This window comes from Propioniciclava soli (genome assembly GCF_014858005.1).
GTDB lineage: Bacteria > Actinomycetota > Actinomycetes > Propionibacteriales > Propionibacteriaceae > Propioniciclava > Propioniciclava soli.
The window spans coordinates 112,694-125,881 of record NZ_JACYOT010000004.1; the positions used below are offsets into that span (position 1 = coordinate 112,694).

At 72.9% G+C, this 13,188-nt stretch carries 11 protein-coding genes; 7 read left to right on the forward strand and 4 right to left on the reverse strand.

From position 1 onward, the window contains the following. The first annotated feature begins 60 nt into the window (after positions 1 to 60). Together IFY26_RS03340 and IFY26_RS03345 are read left to right on the forward strand one after the other, a co-directional pair. On the forward strand, positions 61 to 1,470 hold the full coding sequence (locus IFY26_RS03340; protein ID WP_232547579.1) for a sugar porter family MFS transporter: 1,410 nt from the start codon (positions 61 to 63) through the stop codon (positions 1,468 to 1,470). Then, positions 1,470 to 2,429: a PfkB family carbohydrate kinase gene (locus IFY26_RS03345; protein ID WP_232547580.1), complete on the forward strand. Its 960-nt coding sequence runs from the start codon at positions 1,470 to 1,472 to the stop codon at positions 2,427 to 2,429. The genes IFY26_RS03340 and IFY26_RS03345 overlap by 1 nt, the downstream gene beginning before the upstream one ends. Here IFY26_RS03345 and IFY26_RS03350 read toward each other — a convergent pair. Both IFY26_RS03350 and IFY26_RS03355 read right to left on the reverse strand, forming a co-directional pair. Further along, positions 2,426 to 3,679 (reverse strand): GNAT family N-acetyltransferase, encoded by a 1,254-nt coding sequence (locus IFY26_RS03350; RefSeq protein ID WP_232547581.1) that lies wholly within the window; start codon positions 3,677 to 3,679, stop codon positions 2,426 to 2,428. The two genes, IFY26_RS03345 and IFY26_RS03350, sit on opposite strands and share 4 nt — an antisense overlap. An 11-nt stretch (positions 3,680 to 3,690) precedes the next feature. Further along, the gene (locus IFY26_RS03355; protein WP_232547582.1) at positions 3,691 to 5,172 is read right to left on the reverse strand and encodes an alanine/glycine:cation symporter family protein; all 1,482 of its coding nucleotides are present in this window, start codon (positions 5,170 to 5,172) and stop codon (positions 3,691 to 3,693) included. Positions 5,173 to 5,325: 153 nt separating this feature from the next. Here IFY26_RS03355 and IFY26_RS03360 point away from each other — a divergent pair, with 153 nt between their 5' ends. The 3 genes from IFY26_RS03360 to IFY26_RS03370 all read left to right on the forward strand — a co-directional run bounded on the left by IFY26_RS03360 (position 5,326) and on the right by IFY26_RS03370 (position 10,057). Beyond that, positions 5,326 to 6,042: a TIGR03936 family radical SAM-associated protein gene (locus IFY26_RS03360; RefSeq protein WP_232547583.1), complete on the forward strand. Its 717-nt coding sequence runs from the start codon at positions 5,326 to 5,328 to the stop codon at positions 6,040 to 6,042. Positions 6,043 to 6,230: 188 nt separating this feature from the next. Then, positions 6,231 to 9,026, forward strand: coding sequence for an Rne/Rng family ribonuclease (locus IFY26_RS03365; protein WP_232547584.1), 2,796 nt, complete (start codon positions 6,231 to 6,233; stop codon positions 9,024 to 9,026). Then, entirely contained in the window at positions 9,023 to 10,057 is a 1,035-nt protein-coding gene (locus IFY26_RS03370) for a DUF2891 family protein (RefSeq protein WP_232547585.1), read from the forward strand. Before IFY26_RS03365 ends, IFY26_RS03370 begins: the two co-directional genes overlap by 4 nt. Positions 10,058 to 10,088: 31 nt before the next feature. Here the strand turns inward: IFY26_RS03370 and IFY26_RS03375 are convergent, their stop codons facing one another. Beyond that, on the reverse strand, positions 10,089 to 10,559 hold the full coding sequence (locus IFY26_RS03375) for a glutaredoxin family protein (RefSeq protein WP_232547586.1): 471 nt from the start codon (positions 10,557 to 10,559) through the stop codon (positions 10,089 to 10,091). Between the two features lie 49 nt (positions 10,560 to 10,608). Next, positions 10,609 to 11,856 carry a DUF445 domain-containing protein gene (locus tag IFY26_RS03380; RefSeq protein WP_232547908.1) on the reverse strand — a complete coding sequence of 416 codons (1,248 nt, stop codon included), beginning with the start codon at positions 11,854 to 11,856 and terminating at the stop codon, positions 10,609 to 10,611. A gap of 125 nt (positions 11,857 to 11,981) precedes the next feature. On the opposite strand from IFY26_RS03380, the gene IFY26_RS03385 reads away from it, so the two are divergent. Then, on the forward strand, positions 11,982 to 12,359 hold the full coding sequence (locus tag IFY26_RS03385) for an NINE protein (RefSeq protein WP_232547587.1): 378 nt from the start codon (positions 11,982 to 11,984) through the stop codon (positions 12,357 to 12,359). A gap of 12 nt (positions 12,360 to 12,371) precedes the next feature. Beyond that, positions 12,372 to 13,166, forward strand: coding sequence for a PIG-L deacetylase family protein (locus IFY26_RS03390; protein WP_232547588.1), 795 nt, complete (start codon positions 12,372 to 12,374; stop codon positions 13,164 to 13,166). The last annotated feature ends 22 nt before the right edge of the window (positions 13,167 to 13,188 follow it).

The window sequence follows — 13,188 nt, forward strand, 5'->3', positions numbered from 1 at the left end:
GGTCCGTTTCTTCGTGGAATCACGTCGTTCGCCTGTCCGAGCAGGCGTACTGTGCGGCGCATGAGACCCCTCGTCATCCGGAGCGCCCTGGTCGCTTCGTTGGGCGGTCTGATCTTCGGATTCGACACCGCCGTCATCTCGGGAACCACCGAGCAGCTCAAGAGCTACTTCGAGCTCTCCGACGCCTACCTCGGCTGGGCTGTGGGCATGGCCCTGCTCGGCACGATCCTCGGTGCCCTCACCGCCGGCAAGCCGGCCGACCGCTTCGGCCGCAAGCCGGTGCTCTTCGTCATCGGCATCCTGTACGTCGTCGGGGCGCTGGGTTCGGCGTTCGCCACCAACATCGTCATGCTCGAGGTCTTCCGGTTCCTGGGCGGCATCGGCGTGGGTGCGGCGTCCGTCTGCGCGCCCATCTACACCGCCGAGATCGCGCCCGCCCGGGTGCGCGGCCGTCTCGTGGGCCTGGTGCAGTTCAACATTGTGCTCGGCATCCTGCTCGCGTACCTCTCCAACGCCATCGTCCGCGCCGTGGTGTCGGACCACACGAGCGACTGGCGCTGGATGTTCGGCGTCATGGCCGTGCCGTCGGTCATCTTCCTGCTGCTGCTCTTCACCGTCCCCGAGACCCCGCGCTGGCTCATGGCCAACGGCCGGGCCGACGAGGGCCGCGAGGTGATCGGCCGGCTCACGACCTCCGAGGACGAGGCCCGTCTGCAGGTCGAGGAGATCAACACGTCCCTGAGTGCTGCCACCAACGCCCCGAAGGTGCCGTTCTTCACCCCCCAGCACGCCAAGGTGATCCTGCTCGCGTTCACGATCGCCATGTTCAACCAGATGTCCGGCATCAACGCGATCCTGTACTACGCCCCGGTCGTCATGGAGCGCGCGGGGGCCAGCACGGACGCCGCGTTCATGATGAGCGTCGCGGTCGGGTTCATGAACCTCATCGCCACGATGACGGCGCTCACCGTCATCGACAAGATCGGACGCCGCAAGCTCATGCTGATCGGCTCGATCGGCTACCTGATCAGCCTGGGCTTCCTCTCCGGCCTGATGTTCTACTACGAGCAGGTGCTGGGCGGCGCGTTCGACTCGACCTCCAGCATCCTGGTGCTCGTCGGCCTGCTGGTGTTCATCGCCGCCCACGCCTTCGGCCAGGGCTCGGTGATCTGGGTGTTCATCTCCGAGATCTTCCCCAACCGCATCCGCGGCCGCGGCCAGTCGCTCGGCTCGCTGACGCACTGGGTGTTCGCGTGGCTGACCTCGACGTTCTTCCCGCCGGTCATCGGCGCCCTCGGCGGCGGGGTGGCCTTCGCCATCTTCTTCGTGTTCATGGTGGGCCAGCTCGTCTGGGTGCTCCGCGTGATGCCCGAGACGAAGGGTGTGCCGCTGGAGGAGATGGAGGCCAAGCTGGGCCTCACCCACGACCCCCGCGACACCGGGGACCCCCTCGCTGCGAAAGGACACTGATGTCAGACCAACACAAGGCCGTGTTGTGCCTCGGTGAGGCGCTGATCGACGTGGTGAGCCGCGCCGACCAGCCCACCCAGGAGCACGTGGGCGGCAGCCTGCTGAACGTGGCCGCGGGTGTGGCCGCGCTCGAACGCCCCGCCGCGATCTGCGCGTGGTGGGGCCGCGACGAGCGCGGCGACCGGCTCGCGACGTTCGCGGCGGACGCCCGCGTGGACGTGGTGCCCGGCACCGACGGCGCCACCCGGACCACCGTGGCGCAGGCCACGCTCGACGAGCACGGCCGGGCCACCTACGAGTTCGATGTTGAGTGGGACGTCCCCGAGCTGGGCGACCTCACGCCGTACGGCCACGTGCACACCGGCAGCATCGGGGCGACGCTGGAGCCCGGCGGCACCGCGGTGGTGGCGGTGGCCCGCCGGGCCCGGGAACACGCCACCGTCTCCTACGACCCCAACGTGCGGCCGGCCCTCATGGAGACGCCCGAGCACGTGCTGGGCCGCATCGAGGAGCTCGTGGGGCTCGCCGACGTGGTGAAGGCCAGCGACGAGGACATCGCGTGGCTCTACCCCGACGAGCCGGTGGAGGACGTCATGCGCCGGTGGATCACCGCGGGGCCCGCCCTGGTGGTCGTCACCCGCGGCCCGTGGGGCGCCTACGCGCGGCTGGCGGGCAACCGGGACATGCTGCACCTGGACCAGATGACCGTCGAGGTGGGCGACACCGTCGGCGCCGGCGACTCCTTCATGGCCGGGCTCGTCTCCGGGTTGTTGGACGCCGGCCTGCTCGGTTCGGTCGAGGCGCGGGAGCGGCTCGCCGCGGCGAGCTGGTCCGACGTCCAGCCGGCGCTGCACCGGGCCGTCATCACGTCCGGCATCACCGTGAGCCGCAACGGGGCGTACGCGCCCGGTCGCGACGAGGTGACCCGGATCCAGGAGGCCGACCCGGCGCTCGCCTAGAAGCCGGAGGTGTTGTGGGGCGGCCCGTCGGTGCGGAAGAGCCGCGCCAGGGCCGCCACGTCCGCGGCCGGTCCGTGGACCAGCCCGGCCGCGGCCAACGTGCGGGCGTCCGCCAGGCCGAGGTAGAGGCTGCCCAGGGCGCGGATGTCGACCTGGACGGCCGCCTCGGTCGCCGGCATGACCTCGGCGTGCCCCGCGCGCGCCGCGACGCGCCAGGTGCCGGACGCGATCCCGCGCGGGTCGACCACCTCGAGGGCGATCTCGCCGTCGGCGTCGAAGGCCCGCACGGCCAGCGCGGCGGCCGGGTCGAGCACCCGCAGCCACGTGAAGTCCTCGACGCCGGTGACCTTCAGCACCCGCGGATCGGTGAGGGCCCAGGGCAGCGCAGAGGTGGGGGAGAGCCGTCGGAGGGTGGCCTTCTCCACCAGGTCGAGCGCCGCGATGAACTGCCACAGGCCCAGCTCGGCACCCGCGTCCAGTGCCAGCAGGTCCCGGATCTTGACCGCCGAGGACTGCTCGTCGATCTCGTAGGACAGCACGCCGTCCGGCTGGCCGGACGGGTCGAGGTGCACCGCCGAGCGAATGGCCTTGTTGGGGCCGTCGGAGTCCCAGTCCCACGCCCCGGACAGCAGGGCGTCGTAGAAGGCCAGCCGCTGGTGCGAGCCGCGATGGGTCGCGTGGAAGCGGTCGAAGACGGCACGGCGCACGGCGACGCTCGCGTCGTTCGGCATCATCTCGACCCGGGGTTCGACGGGGGCGACCAGGCCGAACCGGAGCCCCGTGTCGATCTCGGCGCTGCGGTGCTGGGTGGCGACACCGAAGCCGAAGCGACCGTAGATGCCGCCCTCGGTCACCGTCAGGGCGGCCAGGCTCAGCCCCTCGTCGCGGGCGCGGCGCAACGCCGCGCCCATCAGGTGGCTCAGCAGGCCGCGGCGCCGGTGAGTGGTGCGCACCGTGACGTCGGTGATGAAACAGGCGGGTTCGACGTGCCCGCCGCCGGTGTTGATGCTCTGCGTGGTGGTCGCGAACGTGGCGACGGGGATGTGCGCCCCCAGGGAGTGCTCCGAGGCCGGCGCGTAGGCGCCGTCGAGTCGCCAGCCGTCGCGGCTGACCTCTTCGCGCCACCGGCCGGCCGCCTCGTCGGAGCCCTGCTTCTGATGGAAGCCGAGGCCGACCGCGTCGTACCAGCCGCGCAGCTCGTCGGTCAGGGCGTCGGGGATGTCGAAGGTGCGATAGGTGATGTCGGACACGCCGCCCGAGCCTACCTCCCGGGGTCGGCGTCCGTGGGGGCGGTCGTCCGCCGCGCCGCGACCTCGCGCCACACGAGTGCGCCCCGCAGACCGAGGGCGTCCGGATCGAACACCGGGTCCAGACCCGCCCTGCGCTGCCGCTCGTAGTCGGCGTAGATCGTGATGGCCTTCGGGCTCAGCAGCACGAGCGCGATGAGGTTGATCCACGCGAACAGGCCCACGCCGACGTCCGCGATCGCCCAGGCGAGCTCGGAGGAGCGGAAGGCGCCCAGCACGATCGAGCCGGCGAGCACGAGCTGGACGACGGTGACGACGGCGCGCTCCCCCCGGCGGCCGCGCATGAGGTAGGCGATGTTGGTGTCGGCGTAGAAGCCGAAGGACAACAGGGTGGTGAACGCGAAGAAGAACATGGCGATCGCGATGAACACCGAGCCGAAGCCGGGGAAGACGGCGTCGATGGCGGCCTGGGTGTAGGCCGGCCCGGCCTCCAGGCCCGGCGCGTACTCGGCGATCAGCGTGACGCCGTCGGCACCGACGACGTTGTAGCTGTCGGTCACGAGGATCATCAGGCCGGTCATGGTGCAGACGAACAGGGTGTCGACGTAGACCGAGAAGCCCTGCGCCAGGCCCTGCTTGACCGGGTGGCTCACCTCGGCGGCGGCGGACGCCTGCGCGCCGGAGCCGATGCCGACCTCGGAGGAGTAGACGGCCCGGCGCACGCCCCACATGATCGCCGCGCCGAGCATGCCGCCGAAGGCCGCATCGGCGCCGAAGGCGGCCGCGAAGATGTGGGTGATCATGCCGGGGATCGCGGGCGCGTTCAGGGCCACGATCACCAGGCCGATGAGGATGTAGGCGGCCGCCATGAACGGCACCACGAGGCCGCACACGGTGCCGATGCGCTTCAGGCCGCCGAAGATGACGGCGCAGAACAGCGCCGCCACGACGACACCGCTGACCACCGGGTCGATGCCGAGGCCGGCCTGCGCCGACGTGGCGATGTTGAACGACTGGATCGACGGGCCGGTGACCGCGAAGGCCAGCGACGCCGCGATCGCGTAGGCGACCGCCAACCACCGCCAACCCAGGCCACGCTCGATGTAGTAGGCGGGCCCGCCGCGGTACTCGCCGTTGATCTCCTCCTTGTACGCCTGCGCGAGCGATGACTCGACGACCGCGATCGCGGCACCGATGGTGGCCGTGATCCACATCCAGAACAGCGCCCCCGGGCCGCCGGCGTTGATGGCCGTGGCGACGCCGGCGATGTTGCCGACGCCGACGCGTCCGCCGAGCGCCATGGCGAAGGCCTGGAACGAGGAGACGCCGCGGGTGGAGTCGCCGCCGCCCACCAGATAGCGCAGCATCTCGGGGATGCGCCGCAGCTGCGGCACGCCGAGCCGGATCGTGAACCAGATGCCCACCCCCAGGACGAGGAACAACATCGGGGTGCTCCACAGCACCCCGACGAGCCAGGTGACGGCGGTCTCGAACATGGACGGCCCCTTTCGGTGGTGGGCGCGGGCCGGGTGGCGTCGCTGAGTGCTGGCGTCCGGTGGGGCAGCACGCTAGCGGCGTGATGGCCGCCGCGGGGGGGCGTCCCGCCCCTTGTCGTCGCACGTCGACGGCACCGGCTACGCTGCGGGCCTGTGACCCCGCGCCAGCAACCCGAACAGCAGGCCCCGCCGGTGCAGAAGCTGCACGTCCGCTACGCCAAGCGGGGGCGTGCCCGGTTCGCCAGCCACCGCGACTTCAGCCGCGCCTTCGAGCGCGCCCTGCGCCGAGCCGACGTCCCCATGGCCTACAGCTCCGGTTTCAACCCCCACCCGCGGGTGTCGTTCGCCAACGCCGCGCCCACGGGTGCCGCCAGTGTGGCGGAGTACCTGGAGATCGGCCTGAGCGAGCGGCGCGATCCGGACGCCGTCGGCGCCGCCCTCGCTGCGGCGCTGCCGGACGGGTTGGCCGTGGTGGACGTGGCCGAGGCGGTGCCCGGCGGGCTGGCCGAGCGGCTGACGGCCTCGCATTGGCGCATCGACCTACCGGGCGCGGATCCGGGAGTCCTCGCCCGGGTGGTGGCGGAGTTCCTGGCGGCCGACGCCGCCCCGGTCGAGCGCATGACCAAGAACGGGGTGCGCACCTTCGACGCGCGCGCCGCGGTGGTGCGGCTGACGGCGGATCCGGAGGGCCTGGAGCTCATCTCGGCCCACGGGACGCCGCTGGTGCGGCCCGACGACGTGGTGACGGCCCTGCGGAACCGGGACGATGAATTCGCTGCCGGAGTGGTGCCGGTGCTCACCCGCCGCGCCCAGGGAGAGTGGGACGGCGAGCGGATCGTCGGCCCGTTCGAGACGCGCCCGGGCCGCTGAGGTGTCCCTCGCCCCCAGGGGTGTGGCATCATGGCCCTGACAGGTTGGGCCGCGAACCGCGCGGTCGACCCGGACGCAGGCCGCGACGAGAGTGCTCGACCGCGGCAGCGCCCGACCAGGCTTTGTCGCCCACCTTCGGGTGCGGTGACCACACCGACGGTGGCACGCCCACCGTGTGAGGAGAGCACATGCTCGATTCGGACACACCGATCAACCCCGCCAACGGCGAGGAGCAGAACCCCCAGCAGGACGCCCCGCAGCGCGCCCCGCGCCGCCGCCGTGCGGCCAGCCGCCCCGCCGGCCCGCCGAGGGCCATCGAGACCCCGCCGAGGGCCATCGAGACCCCGCCGAAGGCCATCGAGACCACAGCGCAACCGGCCGAGATCGCACCGGCCGCCGAGCCCGACGCCGTCGAGGTGGAGTGGACCGAGGTGCAGGGAACGACCGAGGTCGAGGTCGTCGGCGAATCCTCCCCGCGGTTGGACACGGGGGATGCCGCGCCGACCGAATCGGTCGTCGTCGACGTCACGCCGGACGAGGCCTCCGACGACGGTCCCGAACCCCAGGTCGAATCGGCGGGCGACCCGGCCGCCGACGAGGACCCCGCCGACGAGCAGGCCGCTGGCGAGCAGGCCGCCGACGGCGCCGCGGAGGTCGGCACCCCGGCGGACGCCCAGGAGGTGCCCGCCGAGCTCGAGGCCATCCTCGACGCCGAGGACGACAACGAGATCGACGGCGCCATCGACGCGCTGATGAACACCGAGCGGAACACCCCGTCGCGTGGCCGGCGCCGTCGGCCGTCGCGCCGGGGCGAGGCGGAGGCGTCCGAGGAGGACGCCCGCCCCGCCGACGTGGCCGCCGCGCTCGACGACCTCGCCGCGGCGCTCGGTGGTCAGCCGACCCGCGACGCCGACCCCGAGCCCGACGGCGGCGCCGACGAGCGGCGCCGTGACGGGCGCGACGACGAGGCCCCCACGGAGGACGACACCGACGCCGACGCGAATGCGGACGACGACGGGAACGAGAACGACGACGCGGACGGCGATGAGGGCGACGACAGCGGCGAGGGATCGCCGCGTCGCCGGCGTCGCCGCCGGGGTGGCCGTCGCCGGCGTCGGGGCAGTGGCTCCGACGAGGGAGACGATTCCGAGGGCGACGACGACTCCTCCGACGACTCTGACTCCGACCCCGGCAGCGACGGACCCGGCGAGCCCGAGGAGAAGTCCGAGGACGAGCAGGGGCCCGAGGGAGACGAAACCGGTGCCGGCTCTCCGGGTCGGCGTCGGCGTCGGCGCCGGCGCCGCGGTGAGGACACGGGCACCGAGGACGAGGACGGCGTCGACGTCGTGGTCAAGGTCCGGGAGCCCCGCCGCAGCCGCGGGTCGGGTTCGGCGTCCGACGAGATCACGGGCATCGAGGGATCGACCCGCATGGAGGCCAAGCGCCAGCGGCGCAAGGAGGGGCGTGCGGCCGGCCGCCGGCGGGCGCCCGTGCTGTCCGAGGCGGAGTTCCTGGCCCGCCGGGAGTCCGTCGAACGGCAAATGCTGATCCGCCAGACCGACGAGTACACCCAGATCGGCGTCCTCGAGGACGGTGTCCTGGCGGAGCACTACGTCGACCGGGACAGCTCGGCGTCGTTGATCGGCAACGTCTTCCTCGGGCGGGTGCAGAACGTGCTGCCCTCCATGGAGGCGGCGTTCATCGACATCGGCCGCGGCCGCAACGCCGTGCTCTACGCCGGTGAGGTCGACTGGGACTCCTTCGGCGTGACCGGCGACGACCGCAAGGTCGAGAAGGTGCTCAAGAGCGGGCAGTCGATCCTCGTCCAGGTGACGAAGGATCCGGTCGGCGCCAAGGGCGCCCGTTTGACGGCGCACATCTCCATCCCGGGCCGGTACGTCGTGTACTGCCCCGGTGGTCAGCTCTCCGGCATCTCCCGCAAGCTGCCCGACAACGAGCGGCAGCGCCTCAAGGGCATCCTCGACGAGGCGGTCGACTCGGACGCCAGCGTGATCGTCCGCACCGCCGCCGAGGGGGCGTCCGAGGAGGAGCTCGTCCGCGACGTGAGCCGCCTCAAGGCGCAGTGGGAGGTCATCGAGAAGAAGAAGTCCGGCAGCGCGCCGCAGCTGCTCTACGCCGAGCCCGACCTCACGGTGCGCATCGTCCGTGACCTGTTCACCGAGGACTTCAGCAAGCTCATCGTGGACGGCGACGGTGCGTGGGAGATGCTGGAGGCCTACGTCACGCACGTGGCCCCGCACCTCGAGGACCGCCTGCGGCGGTGGGACCGTGAGGCCGAGGGCGACGTCTTCGACGTCTTCCGCGTGCACGAGCAGGTGAGCAAGGCGCTCGAGCGCAAGGTGCACCTGCCCTCCGGCGGCTCGTTGGTCATCGACCGCACCGAGGCGATGACGGTCATCGACGTCAACACCGGCAAGTTCACCGGCACCCAGGGCAACCTGGAGGCCACGGTCACCTCCAACAACCTGGAGGCGGCCGAGGAGATCGTCCGCCAGCTCCGGCTGCGCGACATCGGCGGCATCATCGTGATCGACTTCATCGACATGGTGCTGCCCGCCAACCGTGAGCTGCTGCTGCGCCGCCTGGTGGAGTGCCTGGGCCGTGACCGGACCCGCCACCAGGTGGCCGAGGTCACCTCGCTGGGCCTGGTGCAGATGACCCGCAAGAAGATTGGCACCGGTCTCCACGAGGCGTTCACGGTGCCCTGCGAACACTGCTCGGCCCGTGGCTACCACGTGCACGACGCCCCCGTCGCCACGCAGGCCCAGGCCGACGGCGGCGACCGGGAGGGACGCCGCGGCGGCGGCAACGGCAACCGTCGCGGCGGCCGGAACCGACGTTCCGACGGCAATGGCAGCAACGACCAGGCGGACCAGGGCAACGGCTCCTCCCAGGGCGGCTCCGGCCAAGGTGGTTCCGGCCAGGGTGGCGCGGCGGAGGGCGGTTCGGACGGCGGGGCGTGACCGCCTCGCCGGAGCTGGCCGCCCGCGCCCCGGCATGGGCCGAGACGGGGGTGACCGCGGTGCGCACGACGTACCCGTGGGCGTCCCAGCACGTCGTCACCTCGGCCGAGGACGTTGACGCGAGCCCGCAGCGGCTCAACCCGGCGTTCCACGGCAGCTTCGACTGGCACAGTTGCGTCCACATGCTCGCCGCCGGCGTGACGTTGCTGGACGTGGCCCCGGACGCCCTCGCCGCCCCCACGCGCACGGCGCTGGTGGCGCTGCTCGACGAGCGGCTCGACCCCGCCCGCACGGCCGTCGAGGCCGAGCTGGTGCGGCGGCGTCCGGGCTTCGAGCGCCCCTACGGCTGGGCGTGGGTGGCGCGGTTGGCCCAGGTGTGCGCTGAGTCCGGTCACCCGCACGCCGAACGGTGGTCGGCGGCGCTGGAGCCGGTCGCGGACGCCGTGTTCGCCCACCTCGGCCCGTGGATGACGACGCTCGACCACCCGGTCCGCACCGGCGCCCACGACAACACCGCCTTCTCCCTCGGGCTGCTCCGCGACGCCGCCGGCGCGTTGGGGCGTCCCGACGTCGTGGCGGCGATCGACGGGTTCGTCCGCCGCCACTTCGTGCCCGACACCGATTACCCGGTCGCCTGGGAGCCGGGCGGCCACGACTTCCTCTCCGCCGCGTTGTGCGAGGCGACGCTGGTGGCCCGGGTGCTGCCGGCCGCCGAGTTCGCGGACTGGTTGGCCGCGTTCCTGCCCGGCCTCGGCTCGGCTGAGGACCCGCTGCTGGGCGTGCCGCACCCCACCGACCCGAGTGACGGCAAGGCCGCGCACCTGCTGGGCCTCGCGCTGTCGCGGGCCTGGCACCTGCGAACGCTGACCCGGCTGCTGCCGGACGGCGCCCTCCCGCCCGAGCGCGCCGCGCGCCTCCGGTCGGCGGCCAACACCCAGGCCGCCGCGGTGGCCGACCACGTGGTGGGTCAGAACTTCATGGCCACCCACTGGCTGGTCAGTTACGCCCTGGGTGCCGAGCTCGCCCGCTGAGCCACCCCGCTGAACCACCCCGCTGAACCACTCAGAGCGTGGGTGGGGCGTCCGGCGTGCCCGCGAGGGCGGCGCGCACCTGGTCGGCGGTCGGGTTGACCATCACCTGAGACCCCACCAGCACGGTCGGAGTCACCTCGTTGCCGGCGTTGTGCTCGCGCACCACCGCGTTGGCGGCCTCGTCCACCCAGACGTTCACCCAGGTGACCCGCGGGTCGCGCCGCAGCGCGCGCTGCAGGATCTCGCAGAAGGTGCAGCCCGGCTTCCACAGCACCACGGCGTGCCCGGGGGCGACGCGGCTGCGCGCGGTCGACCACGGGGTGTGCAGCCCGACACGGCCTTGCCACAGCAGCAGCGCGACGACGGCGACCGTGCCGACCCCGGCGACGAGCCAGCCCTGGGTGGCGTTCTCGCGGCCGAGCAGCACCGCGGTGACGCCGACGAGCAGGACGCCGACGGCGCCGGCTTGGACGAGCGTGCGCGTGCGTTCAGGGCCTGTCACGGCACCGATCCTGCCACGCGCGCCACCTCCGGCGAAGGGTCGGGTGATCTCACACGATCAGCTGGCTCACCGCGTGGATCACCAGGCCGGCCAGGGCGCCGACAATGGTGCCGTTGATGCGGATGAACTGCAGGTCGCGGCCGACGTACAGCTCGATGCGGCGCGAGGCCTGGCGTCCGTCCCAGCGCTGGATCGTGTGGCTGATCACCGAGCTGAGCTCGCGGCCGTAGGTGCGCACGGCGAAACCGGCGGCGTCCGCCAGTGCCCCGTCGACGCGCTCCTGCAGCGCCGCGTCGTGCTCCAGGGCGTCCGCCAGACGCTGCACCAGCCGGACCCCGCGGGTGTGGACCCCGGAGTCCGGGTCGTCGAGCGCGGTGGCCAAGGTGCGCTTGAGGCTGCCCCACAGCGACACCACCGTGGCGGCGGTGTGCGGGTGGCCGAGCAGCCGATCCTTGAGCGCCTCGGCTCGGGCCTGCACGGCCGGGTCGTGCTGCAGATCGTCCGCGACGCGGAGCAGCAGGTCGTCCAGCGCCGCGCGCGTGGGGTGCTCGGGGTTGTCGCGCACCGAGGCGGCCCAGTCGACGGCCTGCCAGTAGAGCACCGACACGACGCGCTGGTTGACGAAGTCCGGCGCCCACTTCGGCGCGCGATCGCGCATCATGGCCGCGAACCGTTGCGGGTGCTTGGTCAGCCAGGTGTGGATCTCGCGGGCGGCGAGGTCGACCAGCCCGCGGTGGGAGCCGTCGGTGACAACACCGTCGAGCAGCGTGCCGGCGATGGGGGCGACCTGCTCGCGGGCCAGGCGGGGCAGGATGACGTCGCTGGCCAGCGTGGCCACCGCGTCGTCGTCGACCCGGTCGAGCAGCACCCCGGCGATGCGCACGCCCTCGCGGACCAGGCGCTGGGCGTTGGCGTCCTCGCGCGCCCACGCGCCCGCCCGGGCCGCCAGCCCGGCGTCGGTGACGCGTTCGCGCACGACGTCCTCGGTGAGGAAGTTGTCGGCGAAGAAGGACTGCAGGCTGCCGGCCAGTTCGTCCTTCTTGCGGGGGATGAGGGCGGTGTGGGGGATGGGGATGCCGAGCGGGTGTCGGAACAGGGCGGTGACGGCGAACCAGTCGGCCAGCGCGCCCACCATGCCCGCCTCGGCCATCGCGTTGACGTAACCCCACCCGCCGCTGTGGTCGAGCGGCAGGGTGGCCAGGTAGATCACCGCGGCGAACACCAGCAGGCCGAGCGCCACGCCCTTCATGCGCCGCAGCCGGGTGCGTCGCAGCTCGTCGCCGGCGGTCAGGGCCATCAGTTCCACGCCCCAAGGATTCCACGCAGGCGCAGACGAACCCAGCCGAGGTCACCCCGGCTCGACCCGGGCGGGTACAGTGCCAGCGTCCGCGCAGCCGTCGCGGCCACGACCGAGGAGTCGCCATGCCCGATCCCCGCCCCGCGGCCCACCACGGCCAGGCGGCCGGTGACGATCCTGCGCCGCCACCCGGCGCGGTGCCCGGCGTGGCCGGGCCCGAGGTGCCGCGCGCGGCGCCCCGCGCCAACGCACCGTACGGCCTCGACGGACGCACCGGCGTCCCGTTCTCCGATCGCAGCCGCGCCGTGGCCGGGTTGCTGCAGGTGCTGCTGGCCCCCTTCGCGGCGGGGCGGCTCTACCTCGGTGACACGAAGCTGGCCCTCACCCAGATCGTGGTGAGCTGGGCCACCTGTGGCCTCGGGGCCGTGTGGCCGCTGGTGGACGGGATCCGGCTGCTCGTGACCCACCCCGTCGACCACACCGGACGCCCGCTGCGTCCCTGACGAAGGAGAGCCATGGCCACCCTGGTGTTCGTCCATGCCCACCCCGACGACGAGGCGTCCCAGACGTCGGGCACGATGGCGCGCGCCGTCGCCGCCGGCGACCGCGTCGTCTGCGTGTACGCCACCAACGGCGACCACGGCTCGGCGCCCGACGATCTGGGGGACCACGCGTTGGCCGACCGGCGGCGGGCCGAGGCGGAGGCGTCCGCCGAGGCGGTCGGCACCCATCGGATCGTGTGGCTCGGTCACCGCGACTCCGGCATGCACGGCTGGCCGACCAACACCGCCGAGGGGGCACTGTGGGTGGCGGACGCCGACGCCGTCGCCCGGCAGGTGGCCGACGTGCTCGACGACGAGGACGCCGACGCCGTGATCGGCTATGACTGGCACGGCGGCTACGGCCACCCCGACCACCTCATGGTGCACCGCGTGGCGCGTCACGCCGTGGAGCTCGCCGCGCGGCGGCCGCGCTACCTGGAGGTCTCGCTGAACCGCGACCTGCTGCGCCGCCTCATGACGGTGGCGCGCGAGCAGGGCCTGCTGCCGGAGGAGGGGACGTGGGACGTGGACGCCCCGGCCGACGACGGCAACCCGATCGGCACCCCGGAGGCCGAGCTGCACTGGGCCGTCGACGTCACCGGTCAGCTCGACGTCAAGCGGGCCGCCCTGGCCTGCCACGCCAGCCAGGAGGACGCCGCCCAGCTGCTCTCGATGCCGCCCGAGGCGTTCGCGGCGATGATGGGCACCGAGCACTTCCTCGAGCCCGGCCGGGCCCCGGGCCTGGTGACCGGCTGGCCCTTCGCCTGAGCCTGCCCTTCGCCTGGGCAGC